This is a genomic window from Bacteroides xylanisolvens (assembly GCF_018289135.1).
In the GTDB taxonomy this organism is placed as follows: Bacteria; Bacteroidota; Bacteroidia; order Bacteroidales; family Bacteroidaceae; genus Bacteroides; species Bacteroides xylanisolvens.
The window spans coordinates 1,312,885-1,331,230 of sequence record NZ_CP072216.1 but is presented as its reverse complement, the minus strand read 5'-3'; the positions used below and the strand labels follow the sequence as shown (position 1 = coordinate 1,331,230).

Annotated in this window: 11 protein-coding genes; all 11 read right to left on the bottom strand. The window is 40.8% G+C overall.

The window, feature by feature from the left end:
* Positions 1-10 precede the first annotated feature (10 nt).
* The 11 genes from INE92_RS05540 to INE92_RS05490 all read right to left on the bottom strand — a co-directional run bounded on the left by INE92_RS05540 (position 11) and on the right by INE92_RS05490 (position 18,323).
* The gene (locus INE92_RS05540; protein ID WP_195436307.1) at positions 11-3,259 is read right to left on the bottom strand and encodes a TonB-dependent receptor; all 3,249 of its coding nucleotides are present in this window, start codon (positions 3,257-3,259) and stop codon (positions 11-13) included.
* A gap of 373 nt (positions 3,260-3,632) precedes the next feature.
* A complete protein-coding gene (locus INE92_RS05535) occupies positions 3,633-4,388 on the bottom strand; it encodes a creatininase family protein (protein ID WP_195436308.1) in 756 nt (251 codons plus the stop codon).
* Between the two features lie 27 nt (positions 4,389-4,415).
* The gene (locus INE92_RS05530) at positions 4,416-5,408 is read right to left on the bottom strand and encodes a FecR family protein (protein ID WP_008640446.1); all 993 of its coding nucleotides are present in this window, start codon (positions 5,406-5,408) and stop codon (positions 4,416-4,418) included.
* Positions 5,409-5,413: 5 nt separating this feature from the next.
* On the bottom strand, positions 5,414-6,034 hold the full coding sequence (locus tag INE92_RS05525; protein ID WP_004296070.1) for an RNA polymerase sigma factor: 621 nt from the start codon (positions 6,032-6,034) through the stop codon (positions 5,414-5,416).
* Between the two features lie 183 nt (positions 6,035-6,217).
* Positions 6,218-8,422: an alpha-L-rhamnosidase-related protein gene (locus tag INE92_RS05520; protein ID WP_195436309.1), complete on the bottom strand. Its 2,205-nt coding sequence runs from the start codon at positions 8,420-8,422 to the stop codon at positions 6,218-6,220.
* A 162-nt stretch (positions 8,423-8,584) separates the two neighbouring features.
* Complete coding sequence (locus tag INE92_RS05515) at positions 8,585-10,444, bottom strand: right-handed parallel beta-helix repeat-containing protein (RefSeq protein WP_229096939.1); 1,860 nt, start codon at positions 10,442-10,444, stop codon at positions 8,585-8,587.
* Positions 10,445-10,479: 35 nt separating this feature from the next.
* Complete coding sequence (locus INE92_RS05510) at positions 10,480-12,576, bottom strand: aceric acid hydrolase (RefSeq protein WP_149958475.1); 2,097 nt, start codon at positions 12,574-12,576, stop codon at positions 10,480-10,482.
* Positions 12,577-12,716: 140 nt separating this feature from the next.
* Positions 12,717-13,451: a DUF5131 family protein gene (locus INE92_RS05505; protein ID WP_149958473.1), complete on the bottom strand. Its 735-nt coding sequence runs from the start codon at positions 13,449-13,451 to the stop codon at positions 12,717-12,719.
* Between the two features lie 421 nt (positions 13,452-13,872).
* A complete protein-coding gene (locus INE92_RS05500; RefSeq protein WP_149958471.1) occupies positions 13,873-15,822 on the bottom strand; it encodes a protein-disulfide reductase DsbD family protein in 1,950 nt (649 codons plus the stop codon).
* Between the two features lie 57 nt (positions 15,823-15,879).
* The gene (locus tag INE92_RS05495) at positions 15,880-16,371 is read right to left on the bottom strand and encodes a hypothetical protein (protein WP_008640454.1); all 492 of its coding nucleotides are present in this window, start codon (positions 16,369-16,371) and stop codon (positions 15,880-15,882) included.
* A gap of 107 nt (positions 16,372-16,478) precedes the next feature.
* Positions 16,479-18,323, bottom strand: coding sequence for a S41 family peptidase (locus INE92_RS05490; protein ID WP_032849474.1), 1,845 nt, complete (start codon positions 18,321-18,323; stop codon positions 16,479-16,481).
* Between the last annotated feature and the right edge of the window lie 23 nt (positions 18,324-18,346).

The window sequence follows — 18,346 nt, the reverse complement described above, 5'->3', positions numbered from 1 at the left end:
TTTTTAGTTATCAGAATGAAGCGTTAAAACCAAAAGTGAATGTCCGGGCATTAGGATATGAACTGATGTCAATGCCACGTGAGAACAATACATTTGAACTGACTTCCGGGTCATAACCGGAGTATTTGGTCAACGTAAACAGATTTTGTACGCCTGCATAAACACGCAGTTTATTAAACCGGATTGCTTCCAACCACTTTTTAGGTAACGAATAACCAAGCTGAAGATTCTTCAGACGTAAATAGGAACCATCTTCAATATAAAATTCACTCGGCAGGGAGTTTCCGCCACTAGTGTTTTGGGTTTTCATAATAGGGATTCCTGTATTTCTATTTGTTTTCGTCCATCCATTCATAGCCTCTTTGACCACATTATTGGAATAATCAAAATAATAGGTGTACTTTTTCTGATTGAATATATCATTTCCCTGCACTCCCTGGAAGAAGAGAGTCAAATCAAAGTCTTTGTATTCCATGTTGATGTTCAAACCGTATGTGAAGTCAGGGATAGGGCTGCCCAGAATAACTTTATCATTTGCATTGACTACTCCATTCTTGTCCATATCCGCAAATATGAAATTTCCTTCTGCATCAAAACCGTCAATCTTATAGCCATAGAATGAACCGATAGCTTCTCCCGGCATGGTAATAGAGGGAGCATCGTTAAAGTAGCTGGACATTGCTCCGGAAGTAATCGGCTGCACGTTTTCTCCCAATGATAATACTTTATTCTTCAACGTTGCGATATTGAATGTTGCATCTATATGGAAGTCTTTCGTCAATTGTTTCCTGTAATTCATCATAAACTCCCATCCTGTGTTTTTTACGGAAGCTGTATTGACGTATGGTTTTTCACGTGAACTGTTGATTTCAAAGATTTGTCCGGAAGACAGGTTCAAGTCAATCTGTGCCAACAAATCTACGTTCTTCTTCACGAAATAGTCTAGTGACAAAGTCAAATCGTTATTGAAGAAACCCAGTTCGATACCAATATCTGTGGTTTTGGCAGTTTCCCATTTCAAATCTTTCGATTTCAGATAGGCTGCGCGTCCTGTCACATAACGTTCACCGCCTACAGTGTAAGGAATAGGCCCATAAGCTATCGCATCAAAATTATAAGGATTGAGGAAGTTGGCACCCAACTCACCGTAGCTAGCTCTGATCTTCAATTTGCTCATTACAGGATTTTGGAACCATTTTTCCTGGTGCACATTCCATCCGGCGGAGACAGAGGGGAAGTAACCTACTCTATTGTCTTTATGGAATTTGGAAGATTCATCCCGGCGGATACTCAAGGATAGCAGATATTTATTATCATAATCGTAGTTCACACGGGCGAAGAAAGAGAGCAATGCTGCATTACTGTCGCCTGCCGAAATCTTACCATCTTCATTTTGGAATCCGGTAATATCCGTTCCTCCCAAATCGTTAATGGTAGAGTTGGTCATGTAACGATAGTATTCTCTCATCCAGCTTGTTCCTAATAAAGCGTCTATTGAGTGACGGTTGAATGTCTTATTGTAAGTCAGCAAGTTATCAATCGTATAAGTGAACTCTTCACCTCTTGTTTCCGATACACTGTTGCGTGTGTTGCCGTAATCTTTATCGGGAGTTCCATCCGAGTTCCACTTTGTATAGTACTCGGGGGTATGGGTGTAATTATGCTTATTGCTATAATTTCCACTTAACGATAATTTGTATTTTAAGCCGCCCCAAATATCCAGTTGGGCGTTCAAAGAGCCGATTAAATCCGTCACTTTATTAAACTGATCTGTATAATGTAACGGGGCTATCTTATTCTGCGCTTTGCCATCTTCGGGGGTGATGTAATAATCAGGGCCACCAGAGGTAAACCGTCCTTGTTCATCATAAATAGGTAACGTTGGTAAAGCTATGTTGAAAGCTGTTGTAGGAGTTTTATCCTTATGCGTCAGTCCGAGGGTTTCAGAAAATGAGAAACGTCCTTTTTTATAAGAGGTATTCAGGCGGAAATTATAACGTTTATAATCCGAATAAATCGTCATACCGGTTTGGTCAAGATAACCAAGGCTTGTGCTGAAAGTAGAGTTATCCCCACCCCCTGCGATACTGGCATTCAGATTCCATACCGGAGCAAACTGTATCCATTCTTTTGACCAATCGGTATTCAGGTTCGGATTGGTGGGATTGTCATTCTCCGGTGCATGAGGCAAGCCACTGTTATCTGCCACCATATTGGCAAATTCTCTCCATTCCGACGCATTGAGGAACTCCGGAATATTAGTCGTTTTCTGGAATGCGAACGAACCGTCTATCTGGATAACGGGCTTGCCGGACTTTCCTTTCTTGGTAGTAATCAAAACGACACCATTGGCGGCACGTGAACCATAGATAGCGGCTGCCGCACCGTCTTTCAGTACTTCGATAGATTCAATATCATTGGGATTCAATGAGCTTAATCCGGCATTACTGAATGCTCCATCAATGACATACAGAGGTTCGGTAGCACCAAAAGAAGCGGCACCACGAATCACGATATTTACATCTGCACCTGCAACACCAGCTTGCTGCACGATGTCTACCCCCGGCGTACGTCCTTGTAAGGTTGAAGCAACATTAGATGATACCTGTTTGCTGATTTCTTGGGAAGAGATGGAAGCAACGGCACCTGTCAGACTTGATTTCTTCTGCACGCCGTAACCAACTACTACGACTTCATCCAGTACTTCGGTGTCGTCCTGCAATTGGATAGAATATGAGTTCTTATTCCCAACCTTTACTTCCTGTGTTTTATAACCGATATAACTGACAGCCAGAAGAGCGTCTGCCGGAGCATCCAATGTAAAGTTACCATCTACATCTGTCACAGTACCCGTCCCCGCTCCTTTCACCAATACACTGGCACCAATTATCGGTTCGCCTTTGATATCCGTCACGGTTCCCGTTATTTTCTTTGTTTTTTGGCTCCCTTGTGATGCTGCGGGAGCTTCTTTTGCTTTCAAATATATTTTCTTCTCTCCAATTTCATAAGCTACATTTGTACCCGCGAATAAATCATCCAATACTTTAGAAAGGTCTTTGTCTTTTGCCTGGACAGAAACAATCCGTTCGGGATTGACAATTGTACGGCTATACGCTACCGTAAGTCCTGTCTGTTTAGTAATGAGCGAAAAGACTTTCTCCAACTTGACTTGTTGAAGATTCATTGTTATTTTCTGAGCCGACGCCGCAAGACTTACAGCAAAGCTCAATAACAATACAAGCAATACTCTGTTCTTCATACTTAGTTTGTTTAAAGTTATAAATAGGTTCTTAATCTCTTTGTATTTAGTGGACACACGAGATTAAGAAGCGGGTGAGGGAAAAAACGTTTTTTTCTGAAGTTTTTTTATTTCCAATAATTTTTCGTATGATAATATATTAGTTTTCAGCAAGATATGGTTTAGTTTTTATTTGTAGGAAAATGGGATATAAAAAGAAAAGTCCTTCCGGATTTTATTTTCAGAAGGACTTATAACAATAGATTCGTGTTCTTGGCAATTCGCTAGAAACAGTCTTTTGGGATACCGTCACTATCCGGTCCACATAGTGACACCATACTTACCGGATACCGTCACTATCACGCAAGGATAGCGTCACTATATTTTTTGTAATTTAGTAAAGTTCCTGATTCACCAATTCGTCAAAGAGCTTTACATATTTCTCTGCGACTGCTTCCGCAAACTTCTTTCCTTTTTCCGCAGAAGCTCCACGCGGGTCGCCAACACCGGTATCTTTAGATACTTTCCCCCAGTTCCTGGGAATCCATGCTACTTTTTCATTCAAAGATTGTACGGCAAAAGTTTTATATTCTCCATTCCCTGCTTCTTCAAGATTGACCAGTTCGGGGTGATAGTGCATCATTACGGACGTCTCGACTTCATCTGCATGGTCACCCGGATTTTCAAAATAGTCCTTTACCTTTAACACGGTGTACCATTCACTCGATGCTATCAGGAAGTCAGGATAGTCTACCGACAAATCACGAATCATACTTTTAAAAGTATTGCCGCCATGCCCGTTGATAATAATCAATTTTCGGATACCTTGAACATAAAGGGAAGAAACAATATCGGTCAGTATTGCTTTCTGTGTTTCATAACGCGTATGGATACAGAAGGGAAGTTCCCGTTGTCCCGGATTTTGTGAACCCATGCCGATAGGCGGCATAACCATACAGTTTACGCCATATTTCTGTTTAGCCATCAATGCAGCATCAACTGCTACATCATGGGAAAGAATACAATCTGTCATATATGGCAAATGCAGATTATGAGGTTCGGTAGCTCCCCACGGCAATATCACAATATCATATTTCCTGTCTTTTACTTTTCCATAACAAGATACGGATAAATCTACTTCTTTATTCATATACCCCATTTATTTCTAATGATTATATTATTTCATTTTTACTATCACTTCTTTCTTATCTTCATTATATTCAAACTTCACCGGAGCGATTTTCTCTAAATCCATTAATACTTTCTCTAATAATGTATTGTCCGAAGTCAATGTATAGACATACTTCAAAACGTTTTCATCTTCAACTTTAAACTCTACATTATACCAGCGGTTCAATATTTTAATGACTTCCGGCAACGGGGTATCTTTAAATACTATCACATTCTGTTTCCACATCGACAGGCGTTGCATATCGTTCATTTTGGAAATAGTACACTGCTGGTTATCTTTGTTGTACACTAATCTTTCGCCGGGTTGCACCGGGTATTTCTTTTCCGTAGGAAGGGTAAGATTAATATTTCCTTCATCCAGACATACTACTATATCCTTATTCTCCGGGTAATCCTGTACATTGAAAGAAGTTCCCAATACATGAATTGCCGGTCCACTTAAATTGACTATAAAAGGACGGTTCTTATTTTTGGCTACTACGAAATAGGCTTCTCCTTCAAGATAAACTTCCCGGGTGTTCAAAGCAAACTTCTTCGGGTATCTTAGTTTCGAATCAGAATTGATATATACTTTTGTTCCGTCCTGAAACATGATTTGTATGCGTTCGCCTTTATCCACCACTACTTCTTCGTATTCGGAAGTGCCGAACAGGTCGACTTTTGAATTCAGTTGCATATAAAGTCCGACAATTAAGACAACAGGTATCAATACGGCTGCAACTCGGAAACAGATACGCTTCAACTTCTTGATACGAATGTTCTTCCGTATCTGTTCTAATATTTTCTTTGAAGGAATATCATGGTCTACATACAAGTCTGCAAACTCATTTTTTATCAGTTCGGAATCCTGTGTCATAGCAGCTTCAAGATAGTCGCTACCCTCTTCCGTGGCAAACCACTCTGCCACATATTTTGCATCTTCCGGGCTGGCAATTCCTGCCAGGACTTCTTCTATTTGTTTATCAGTAGGTCTATTCATTTTTATCACTTTATTAAATGGACACTCAGAAAGGTCATTAGTGTGGTGAATGCAACAATTATTAACATCTTACTTAGATGGATACGGAGAAGTTTCAACGCTTCCGAATAATGCGTCTTGATAGTATTTACGGATAGATTCATCCGTTCCGCAATTTCCTGATTTGTCAGTTCCTCTTGTACTTTCATCAAGCAAATATCCCGTTTTTGCGCAGGAAGCATATCCACTGCTTTATAAAAACTGGACATCAACTCTTTTTTCTCCAGTTTTTCTATCAGATTATCTTCGTAAGGCGAAGCGGCTTGTGCCATCTCATAGTTCTTTGCAATCGCGCTGTTTTCATTACGAATCAAGTTCAAGACATGATTTTTTGTCATCGTAAAGAGATAGTTCTTTAGGCTGATTCCCACACGTAGTTCTGAACGAAATTCCCACAAACGGCTAAAGACATGTTGCACTACATCTTCTGCCATATCAGAACTCATTAAATAACGATAGGCTAATACATATAATAGTTTATGATACCTTTCATAGGCTTGGGTGAAAGCTCCTTCATCACCTTGTTCAATCAAGGCGAAGAGTTTCTCATCATCTGTATCAGTATATTGGTCAATCTTGTTTTTCATTCTTCGGATTTTGTTTACTTGTTTCCAAAAGAACTAAATGTTTCTCTCTTTATGAAAAGCAAATGTAGCAAATTCCTTAGAAAACCTAGAGGTATTTACGAAAAAAGTCCCCGATTAACAATTCCTCTTTTGAAATGAGGAACCGTTAATCAAGGACTACTCCACTAACTAATTAACAATGTATTATAAATGATAGGTAACAATTCTTTCTTCGGGTGAATCGATCCAGAGGCGCCATACTCCTTCCGACACTTTCTCCGGTGTTCCGATATTTGCTTTAGGTGGACGACGGCTTTTGATGGTCAGATAGCCTTTCCCTTCTGTTGCTTTCACTTTCATCGTTTTGCTGTTCATATAGACATGGATATTGCCATTTGGAGTGGGGACAGTGCCTTCCATCCATTTCAATCCTCCCAACACAGGAGCAATAGCAAACTCTTTATATCCTTCTTTTACAGGTTTCACTCCCAGATAATATTTGCCCAACAGGTAGATAGGACTCGCTCCCCAGGCATGGCACAAACTCTTTCCATAAGGACGGCCATACATGGCAAGATGTTGCGTTCCGGTTTCTTCCGGGTTATATTTTTCCCAGAAGGAGGTAGCACCTTCCTTTAACATTCCTCCCCAATAGGCTTTCATTTCTTTCATTACAGCATCCTGTTCGCCAAGAGCACAAAGTGCTTCCAGTTCGTAAAAACGCATATAGGGAGTTGTTATTTTCAGAATACTGTCATTTAGCAAAACAGACTGTTTGATGGCTTGTTGCTTATCTTCATTCAAATATTGAAAGAAGACAGAAAACATATTCGCATAACGGGTGACCGCATCACTTTGCTGACCGTTGACGCAGTTATGTACAAATGCCTGTTTCTCGTTATTCCAGAAGGCAGGTTCTAACTTTGCTTTCAAAGCAGCAGCCAGTTTCTCGTATTTCTGTTTGCCATTGGCATCTCCAACCAATTCTGCACACAAAGCCATCGTTTCCAGACTTCTGCAAAATAAGATTTGTTCAAAAGAGAGTTCACCTTTCTTATCCAGATAGCCGTCTGCCCAGTCCACAAATACCCAGTCACCGGTCATACCTTCTACCATGCCATTCTTATTGGTACGTCCCAACACGTAATCCATCATTGTTTGCATACGTGGATACAGTTGGTTGACAAAATGGCGGTCGCCACTATACATATAATAGTCATATACGCTAAGGAACCAGTAGAAAGTATAGTCCATGATTGTATTACTGTGGCTGGTCACAGGGTCCTTGCCACGAAGTAACCAGATTGTACGTTTGACGGATTCGTTATCAAAGAAAAGATAATAATTCATCAAATAACTTTGGATGGCATCGCCACTCCATACCCAACGGTCACGTTTGATACCGTCAATGAAGAATTCGCGGGTAGTGAGATGCATGGTGTATGCACCAACTTCCCAAATACGATTCAGTTCTTCATCATTGCAACGAAAATTTCCGCGGTATTCTTCAGGAAGATATTCATATTGCATGGAGACTTCTCCAATCTGTACACCCGGCTCGTGAGTTACATAGACATAACGGAAGGCTTTGCTGTTCTCCAATGTATATTCGTTTTCAGAATTACTCAAAGGAGAAGTGCTGCGGATAGCAAGGTCGGTCACTTGTCCCGGTTCGAGCAAGAGTTTGTTCAATGTTTCGCAATATGCTTTATCTTTTGCTTCTTCCGGGCTTTCACCATAATAAATTTCTATTTTTCCTTTTCCGGAAAGATTCTTCAATGTGATAAATCCGAATGTTTCTTTTCCAAAATCATAAAGGATACCTCCTTCGGGCTGTTCTGTCTTCGTAACAGGTTGCTGCGGTTCACGCATCAGACTGAATTGGGAAGGACGTTGGGTAGCTCCGTCAAAGTTCCAGCATCCGGCATCCATATAGATAGTGGCAGATGTGTCACTCGCTTTTCCGCTCTCGTCAATCCATTCTTTATCTTCGTAAGTTACACGCCAGGAAGAGTCTGAATTCACTGTTTTTCCCTTCACATAAATAGTGGGAGGAGTTGCCTGATTCCAGACTTTAATGTTCAGATTATGTTTTCCGGCCGGAAGCAACATGGTTTCCGGCATACCGAACTGGAGCTTTCCATCCAGTTTGACGTTGTACTTTCCTTCGGCAGCAATAAAGATTTCTTCCGGCTCGGAAAGATTCAGTTGTTTGCTGAATTCTACGACAACATAATGACTGTCCGTTTTCCAAAAAGGAGGGAAAAATGCACCTCGTTCCGTACGACGGTTATTCATTTGATTTCCCAGCCAGATTTCGTAGTCTCCCGGATACCATATCCAGGTCTGGGCAAATGTGCTGCTTGCCAAAGACAAGGCACTAAGCAATATCATATATTTCTTTTTCATTTTTCTTTCTATTACTAACAAACTGAATCGTAAGAAATAATTCGTTCCACAGTGGTTGACGTTTAGTTCCACATCTGTTTCCCTTTAGTTCTACAATTGTTTTCCTTTAGTTCCATATCTGTGGAACGAATCACGTATTACAGTTAAATGACTTGTCAATACCTACTGGATATTTAGTAAATCCTTATATCCTGCTTCCAGTCCCGCACGTTCACGAATAACACTATCCACCTTCGGGCCATTGTTTTCCCATACATTTCCCGGGCCATTGGCATTTTGCAGATACTTCTCTCCTTCTGTCCAATTATCACGTACAGTAATAAAGGAAGAACCTTCATCCGTATAAAGATAGAACCAGTGATTAGGATCGTGTACATACCCCGGCTTATAAATACTATGCACGCAATTCTCCGTTACATAACTTTTCGGCTGCGAACCGAGTGTGTAAATACCTGCCACATCATACATGTGTTTCGCATAATGATGAATCAGATTGGCATGTACTCTGTTATTACGCATACAATTCACAGTTTGCGTCCATCCCCAACCAAGACTGATGCCACTATAAGGCACTTCGCTGATTTCATTATGCTCGATATTGATATCCTCCACATATCCCGCAGCAATGGCAAGGCATCCCCAATCTTCATTGCCTATTTCCGTGAAATAGCAATTATTGATTTGTTGCTGTGTGCATACTTCCCGACGATCAGCAGGGTCGTATGGCAAATGCGTTTCATGGGCAGCCGGAGAAAAACTACCGACTAACAGACCATTTCCGGCAATATCGTGGAAGAGACAGCCACGAACAACACCGCCTTGCACCGCTTCTTCATAATCCAATCCGGTTGATCCTAAATGCTCGAACCGGCAACGTTCGAAATCAATCTGCCTTGCAGCAACCACACGAACAGCAGCTGCGGGACGTCCCAACCATCCTTGGTTATCCAACGGATGATTCAAGTAGTTCCGTTGCATTTTCGGATCAATCCGGTAACCATCTGTCAGATACATACCTGCCTGAAGAGGTACATGTCCTTTTTCTGACGGACGCATCCATGTAGTATAGGAAAAAGTAATTTTCTCAAAACGAATATGACGCACAGGACGATCCAAGGTTCCTTCCACCCGTACTAATGTCTCAACAGCAGGCACGATCACTTCCGCCTCCTGCATCTTCTCTCCTTCCCGTGGATAATAATATACTTTACGGGCATCTATATCATGATACCATTCTCCGGGTACATCCTGCAATTCGCGGGCATTTGTCAGATAGAAAGCAGAATTATGTCCGTCCGTCGTCACCATCGGACGCGGCCAGGGATGCTCAAACTGAATCCGGCTTTCCGGTTGATGAAAACGTATTGCTGCGCTGTCTCCCTGCACTTCAACTGAACGAATCCGAAGATTGGCAACACACCACATCTGGTGTAATACCATCTCGGCATATTTAGCTTTCAAATTCCCTTTATTATCAATAAGTCTGCGAATGGAAACTACAGGTACATAAAGAATTTCATTCTTCTCATCCACACTGCAAATGCGATTCATCTTTTCGAAATCTTCCACATCACGGGCACGAACTGCCTTTTTTCCATTCACCCACAACTGGCGGAAATCCAATGGACGTCCATTAAATACCGGTACATCTGCTACCCAAACTTTCCCTTGCTTCTTCCAGCCATTTATGCTGATTCCTCCACTCAATATCACCTTTTCATCGCCTACCGAACGAATGATTGTGGGCGATTCTTTGGTTCCGCTATCTTCCGGACGGATAAAAACCGGTTCATGGAAGGCATACGTTCCACCTTCCATATAGATCGTGATTCCACCTTGAATACGGTTATCCTCTGTCCTGCGCCATTCTCGTGCTTGTCGCAAGGCAGAAGTCAGCGTGGCTTTAGGAGATTGACGAGTTCCGTTGTTGAAGTCACTGCCCTTGGGAGAAATCCATATCTCACCGGCCAATAGCCAGTGACTGCACAAGATACATATAGCCGTTAAAAATAACTTTTTCATGATTTTTTTCATTTCTGTATACTAAACAATCCGGATTATCTGGCAAGAGGCATCCATACAGTCATTTCTCCCTTTCCTCTGTTTCCCCAGGCATAATAAGGAATCAAGCGGATATTTACTGTCTTTTCAGCCTGAACAACTGGCCGGTAAAGCACTCCTTCCCACGAAGTTGCAGATGCCAGACGTGCCATTCCTTCAAGTGCAACAATCGGACTGCCTTCAATTGTGATTTTCTTCGGAGTTAGTTTTATATCAGTGGGAATCAATACGTTATCAATCTTTTCCCCGTTTGCAATATCCATACTTTCCAGACAGTAAACCAACGGCCCGCGCTTCACGACCACCTGATTACGAATCTCCTCTGCTAACGGATGAGCTTCGAGCAAACGGACAGGCATATCCATCACCAGCTCCACTACATCCCCCTTCTTCCATGTACGATTTACTTCCGCATACGAATTTGCCTTTGCATTGGTTTGCAGCGGCTGTCCATTCACTGTGAGCGTAGTCTTTTCGCACCATTCAGGAATACGTAAGAAGAGCGAGAAAGCACCTGCTTTACGAGGAACTCTATCCAACGTTACACGTACCTTTCCTTCCCAGGGATAATCCGTCTCTTGTGTTAATGTCAGTTCTCCTTTGTCTTTCCAAGTCGTAGTCAGCGTATTTGCACCATACAAGTTACAGTAAATGCCTTCCGGACTCAATGTGTAGGCGTAATTCTGTGCCTGACACAATGTACGCAATGTATTCGGCGGGCAACAGAAACAACTGATATATTCCGTCCGTTCTTTCGGCCAACGAAGCGTGTAAGGAAGATCGGCACTGATACGAAGCGGATTGGTATAGAAATATTTCTTTCCGTCCAGACTGATACCGCTCAATACGCTATTATAAAGACAAGTCTCTACAAGGTCAGCATATTTCGCATCCCCTGTCACTTCCAGCATACGCCAGTTGAAAAGCATATTTCCGATATTGGCACATGTTTCATTGTGCGCTGTACTATTCGGCAACTGATAAGGACGTCCGTAGCTCTGATGTACCTTCTGAATACTATCCGGCTCATAGCAAGTCCCGTCCGGTGATGTTCCATCATAAAGAGCACCGCAAGCTCCGGTCACATACATCTTCCGGGTGACAATATCATTCCAGATACTAGTCAGATTTTTCATCAACTGTTGTTCACCTGTCTCAGCATATACATCCGCTACTCCTGCATACAGATAATTTGCACGTACGGCATGACCCATTGCACGATATTGGTCGCGGAAAGGAATACGATCCTGATTATCATCCGTTCCGTTTTCCACCATACCGCGAATATCAATCAGGTTCTTCGAAAGTTCCAGATAACGGGGATTTCCTGTGGCACGATACATTTCGACCACTCCCATATAATGTGAAGGGCAAATGGCATTACGAGCCAGTTCGGCAGAAGCCGTTTCGTAAAAGTGGCAAAGAAAATCCGTTGCTTTTACGGCAGTATCAAAAAGAGTAGTCTTTCCGGTGGCACGACGATGCACAATACCCGCCATCATCAGGTGTCCCAGGTTATATGTCTCAAAGTTCAGCCGATTAGCAAAAGCTCCTTTTTCATTCTCGTCACCTACTTTCGTTCCGATGACCGTTTGTTTATGCTGATCCCCTAATGCATGAGAGTCAATACCTTTATTCAGTTCTTCGATAACAACAGGCGTATGTATATAACCATCTGCACGTTGGGCTTTTACGACACAAGTAATAAAGTTATCCATTAACTTATCCAGTTCCGGATCTTTGTTGACAGCATAGACAGAAGCCACTCCTTCCATCCATTTATACATATCTCCGTCATGGAACGGAGGTCCCCAATGTTCACCCTTACACACACCAGCGGCAATCTCAAAATTACGGAAACCGTGAGAGATCTCCGGCGTGTTCCAAGTGTTCCACATACTTTGCAGGGAAGTCCGGCTAAATACCTGAAAGCGATCTCCCCAGAATCCATCTGTCCAATGTACGGCACTGATTCCGGTATTCGCCATCTTCGCAAAACGGCTCTGACTCATATCCGTCAATCCATTGCTTTGCGCAAGTGCTCCCGTAACGGAGGCGGAAGCTAAAAGAAGTAACAGTTTTATCTGTTTCATTAATATGGATAATTTAAAATTTACACAATATCTTTATAAAAAGACGTGATTATCCGTATTTTGTACTCAATAAAACGAAAGCGAAGATTGCTAAGCAACCCTCGCTTTCAGTAAAAAAGATCTGTATTAATCTTTATTTCTTATTTATCAGGTGTATAATTCAACTCCGCCTTTCTCGCCTGCGAATGTTGAAATTGTCGTGCAACCTTATACTCATGTCCGTCTTTTAATAAATAACTCCCTGTCTGCTTAAACCAAAAACCGACATTCGCATCTATACATTGCTGCCGGATATCCAATACCCACTCGTAATCACATACTCGGACTTCTTTGCCTGACTCTCCTCCTGCCACTACCTGTTCCACCCACTCTCCCAGCTCACCTCTGAAATCAATCCGACTAAGAAGCGGCTCGCAGATAATGATTTTATGTTTAATAGGGATTTCTTTATAAATAGGTAAACGATAATCCACTCTATCTTGGTTCTCCATCGTGCAGCAGATGGTCACATTGTCATAGCCATCTCCCCAATCGGGAGGCAGACACTGTTGCAACCGGTCTATCCGCTTAGTGATAAAGAGGAAACGAAGATCCTGCCGTATCCGCATCATCTCCCACGCTTCGGCACGCCATTCATCCGCATCTTCAATGAGAAAATCTGAAGTAAAACAGGTATATACCAAATTTCCCGAAGGTATCTTATACATACCATTCTTTTTACGCTGCAAGGGCAAATCGAACTTTTCTGTCTTTGTCACCACCGAACTGTCTTTTCCATATTTACCATCCGTCCGGTATACATAGCAATGTCGGCAGCCTTCACTTAATTTGTGACAGCCGTGCCATAGATTCCACATTGAAGCTTTTTCACCCATCTTTTTTTTTCTTCAAAAATATATTTAATATTACATATACATAACTATAAAAAGAGTGCACCTTATTCTTTATCAGAAAAAAGGTGCACCAAAACACAAACAAAACAAACAATAGAGCGACCTTCACAGGCAGCCGATCCACGAGGGATCTTTATCTTAATCTGCCCATCTTGACAAGGGCAACATTCACATTTTCAGATCATGTAATTCAGAGCATCACAGCAGAAATTTTCGCCCTCATGCTGCTTATATGTCAGACACAAATATTATTATACAATTTGCTCTATTAAACCCGATGTCACTTTACAAAGATAACACTATTCTATGTATTTCTATGAAAATGCCCAAAAAGAATTATTCTTTTTCTCATTCCAAACTTTAGCTATAAGCCATAACATACAAGCTGAATGTCTAATATCCATCATTTCACATATCGCTCCAGCCCTTCCTGCAGGAACTCTATATATTTTGGAATATCTTCATTGTATGCATAAGATTTATTCAACGGATTACCGTCATTATCCAGCAATACATAAAAAGGTTGGGCATTTGCTCCAAACTTCACCCGTTGCAGATAGCTCCATTTATCGCCTACTGTTCGTAAAGTGCGTTCCGTTCCATTCTCTACAACATTTATAGGCTCATTCAATGGAGTTTTATCATCCACATACAAAGAGATAAGTACATACTTATCATTGATGATACCACCCACTTTACTATCTGTCCACACAGCCGCCTCCATCTTACGACAATTCACACAACCATATCCGGTAAAATCGATCATCACAGGCATTCCTTGTTGTCGTGCATACTCCATACCTATTTCATAATCCTTGAATTTGGGGTGGACCTCATTCGAATATAAATTAAAGTCTTGTGTCATCACAGGAGGAGCAAATGCACTAACAGCTTTCAAAGGTGCCCCCCAAAGTCCGGGAATCATATATACAGCAAATGCTAAAGAAACAAGCGCAAGAAAGAAGCGCCCCACGCCTACCCTGTTTTCATCACCGTCATGCGGAAACTTGATCTTTCCCAATAGATATAACCCCATCAGTCCGAAAATCACAATCCATAACGCAAGGAAAGTTTCCCTATCCAGGATTCTCCAGCCATAGGCTAAGTCCGCAACCGACAAAAATTTCAAAGCAAAAGCCAGTTCCAGAAAACCCAATGTCACTTTAATTACATTCATCCACCCTCCTGACTTAGGCATTGATTTCAGCCACGAAGGAAAAAGAGCAAACAGTGTGAATGGTAAAGCCAAAGCGATGGCAAAACCTAACATTCCGATAGCAGGAGCAATCACGCTACCTGTCGTAGAAACCTGTACGAGCAGAAAGCCGATAATCGGCCCTGTGCAAGAGAAAGACACTAGAGATAACGTAAATGCCATCAGAAAAATGCTTAATAGGCCACTCGTCGCTTCCGCTTTGCTGTCCACTGCATTGCTCCATTTAGAAGGTAAAGTAAGTTCAAATGCCCCAAAGAAAGAAGCTGCAAAAACAACCAACATCAGGAAGAAAAGGATGTTGAATACGGCGTTTGTTGATAAAGCGTTCAATGCACTGGCACCAAATATTAAAGTAATTGCTAATCCCAGTGTTACATAAATCACGACAATTGAAGCACCATAAGTCCATGCATCCCGAATCCCTTTCTTCTTATCCTTGTTTCTTTTCAGGAAAAAACTCACAGTCATAGGAATAATCGGCCATACGCAGGGAGTGAACAAAGCCAATAATCCGCCAAGAAATCCAGTGACAAAGACATACAACCAAGATTTATCCTCTTGAGAATGTTCTTCACCTAACACCTGCAATTCATTGATTACCGGTTTCCAAAGATCACTTTCCGATTGCTTCTCTACCACATTTACCGGAGCCTCTTCTTTCCCTTTTGCAACTATTAAATCTGCTTCTGCTTTTTTCCCATATTTAAAAGGAATTTGAGTCGGAGGTAAACAGCTCTCATCGTTACAAGCTCCAAACTCCAGAAACCCATCCATAAAGTAATCATTTCCTGTAAATTTCACTTTTTGGATAAACTGTACCGTATCTTCAAAATAGCGCACATTCATCTCGAACATCTTATCATAGATGCTGATTTCTTTTCCAATAGGTTGCAATTTACCCATTGTTTCTACATGATTACTCGCATTGATGTTAAAAGTAGCGGAAATAGGCCCATCATCCCCTAGCCCGGTCGAATACACATGCCATCCTTTCTCTATCGAAGCAGTAAACACGATTTCCGCTTCCGTTTCAGATGTCATTTTCAACTCATTTTTGAACTTTACAGGCTCTTTGATTTGTGCTTGTATATTCCCGATTGTGTACCAACCTACTAATAAAAATAAAATAATTCTCATTTTCTAAGTTCTAAATTATAATCTATTATACAACAAATTTATTTCACTGTTCATATTCTATTGTGGTCGTTGGTCCCTTATATCTTTCAGCATCTCTATATATTCTGGAGAAGGATTCTTATTAGAAGTATCTGCATTTGATGGCGGGGGTATCACTTTGATGAATAAGAAGATACAGAATATTACCCAAATAAGATTTATTGCTAAAAAAATCCAAACTTGTTTCATACGTTGTCGTTGTTTTTCTTTAGTTTCATTACGATATTTATCAGCAATAGACAAATATCGTCCATCGCTAACAAATAATCTATGAGCAGCAAAAGTGAATATAACAGCCAAAAGTATACCTAACTCTTCATTGTTTTGTACTTCCAATGAATGTAATACTCCAACTATTGGGCCAACAAAAACAAAAGTAAACAATGAGGTCGGTAGTAATAACCCTGCTACTTCTGGCGACCGCTTTTCTCCCCACAATCTAAGCTGCCATATATATGTTCGATAAAACAGATATTCATATATCTCATATATTTGTTTAAGTATATTCATTCTCAATACATTTATGAAGCAAAATGGGGATGCTCTCACTAACACCTTATCGAGAAGCATCCCCTTTAACTTAAGAGAAAATTTATTTCACAAGAGATTTAGTCTTACTAATATAAGTTTTCTACTTCCGGCTTGTTGTAAATGAGCGAGCCAAAAGTTCCTATTGAGCGTTTCACAGACACAGACGGTAATCTTTGAATTTCATCCATTTGTGGACGTTCCATTTTCATCTTTCCACTGCGAACTTTAGCTTTGCCTGTATTGGGATCCACTCCTTGAATATCACACAAAGCATACCATAATGGTAAATTGAAATCGAAGTTATCCCAATCTCCAAAAGCATACGGAAACGCATTATCAATATCATCCGTATAGTCTGCATTTTGATTATTCAGCATTACATCTGGCTCAATTCCATCGGCATAATCCCCCCAATCCTTTGCATTGAACGAACGGAAAGTAATCGGAGCAAATTCGTAATAAGAGTTACCATATTTATACTCTTGCACCTCCATACCAACATTTTTTCCTTCAGTACGACTACCAAATAGTTTTACAGGGAAATCAATTCCTCTTAATCCACTAATTACCAATTCACTGGAAGAAGCTGTCTCTTCCGAGCAGATAATCCGTATGGAATTCAAACCTAAATCATCTCCATCACCAAACCGAATATACTCATCTGCACCAGAACTACGTTGCATCCTCATGAAAACATCAGAACGATGTGAAGAACCTGCAATAGAAGCTGATAAATAGCGTGACAATTCAACCGCACCTCCGTAATTATAACGTAAATCCAAGATTAAATCGGTAATACCTTCCGTTTTGAACTGCTGTATCATATATTTTAACTCTTCCGCATAATTCAAATCAAAACCTTGATAAACAAGGTAAGCCACATTCAAATTACCTTCTTTTTCTTTTATAAACATAGAATAAAGTACCGGATTGTTATTATAAGTACCTGTCGTCAAAATAACACTTCCATCTACCAATTCATATTTTTGCAAATCTTCATTAGGCACATAGCGTCTATATCCAATATTGAATGATTCTCCTCCACTTGCATAATATAATGCATTCATGTATTGCTGGTAGTTGTTTTTATTCAAAGTTACCCCATTCACAGCAACAATTACATCACCGCGTCTTAATCCAGCTTTTGCTGCAGGAGAATCAACAAATACATATCCAATAGACAAACCGATTGTCGTTCTATCTGCCATATAGGAAGAGAAAAATGTTCCTAATCCTGTTCCTACCATGCTTGTAGCACGAGTTGTGGCACGAGTATCGCTAGAACCCACTTTTTCAATATATGAATAAATATAACGTTGACCGGCATTCACAGAATATGCACGGGAAATTCCTCCATCTTCTGTATTTGTTTTCATCTTCAGAAGGTAGGTAGATAAAAAGTTATCATACGAAACATTTTTGCAATCAACTTCCAGTGTATTATACTCATCCTTGAATAGATAATGTTCCTTCAAATAGTTATGCATAAATTCGTTTAAAGCAATATCCGCAGAAGATACGTCACCAGATCCTGATTGTGTTATAGTACATACAACTTCAGGTGTTTTATATCCCTCAACTTGCACAAGTACTGTCAGTATTCGTTCCTGTCCGGCTTCATTTTTATCAACTTTTACCCTAAATCCTCCTTTACCGGCAGCAGAATTACCACTGGTATTAGTAATAGCCGCCCAGTCCGATCCTGTAGAGTATTGTAAAGAAGGAGTCCATTTTCCAGAAGCAGTAAACGAGATCTCAACAGTCTCCCCATAAAGTGAAACAGTCTTTTCCATTTCACTGCTAATTGCAGTGATTCCATTATCCGTACCGCCAACTTCTCCTCCGTCATCACTATCCGAACAATTACTGAAAGCAATCAGACACAAAGCAAGCAATACTACACTATAAAAGCTATTAAATAAGTTTTTCATCTATTATTTTATTAAATTAGAAA

Coding starts and splice junctions, on each gene's coding strand:
- INE92_RS05540 (WP_195436307.1), bottom strand. CDS start 3,259: ATGAAGAACAGAGTATTGCTTGTATTGTTATTGAGCTTTGCTGTAAGT.
- INE92_RS05535 (WP_195436308.1), bottom strand. CDS start 4,388: ATGAATAAAGAAGTAGATTTATCCGTATCTTGTTATGGAAAAGTAAAA.
- INE92_RS05530 (WP_008640446.1), bottom strand. CDS start 5,408: ATGAATAGACCTACTGATAAACAAATAGAAGAAGTCCTGGCAGGAATT.
- INE92_RS05525 (WP_004296070.1), bottom strand. CDS start 6,034: ATGAAAAACAAGATTGACCAATATACTGATACAGATGATGAGAAACTC.
- INE92_RS05520 (WP_195436309.1), bottom strand. CDS start 8,422: ATGAAAAAGAAATATATGATATTGCTTAGTGCCTTGTCTTTGGCAAGC.
- INE92_RS05515 (WP_229096939.1), bottom strand. CDS start 10,444: ATGAAAAAGTTATTTTTAACGGCTATATGTATCTTGTGCAGTCACTGG.
- INE92_RS05510 (WP_149958475.1), bottom strand. CDS start 12,576: ATGAAACAGATAAAACTGTTACTTCTTTTAGCTTCCGCCTCCGTTACG.
- INE92_RS05505 (WP_149958473.1), bottom strand. CDS start 13,451: ATGGGTGAAAAAGCTTCAATGTGGAATCTATGGCACGGCTGTCACAAA.
- INE92_RS05500 (WP_149958471.1), bottom strand. CDS start 15,822: ATGAGAATTATTTTATTTTTATTAGTAGGTTGGTACACAATCGGGAAT.
- INE92_RS05495 (WP_008640454.1), bottom strand. CDS start 16,371: ATGAATATACTTAAACAAATATATGAGATATATGAATATCTGTTTTAT.
- INE92_RS05490 (WP_032849474.1), bottom strand. CDS start 18,323: ATGAAAAACTTATTTAATAGCTTTTATAGTGTAGTATTGCTTGCTTTG.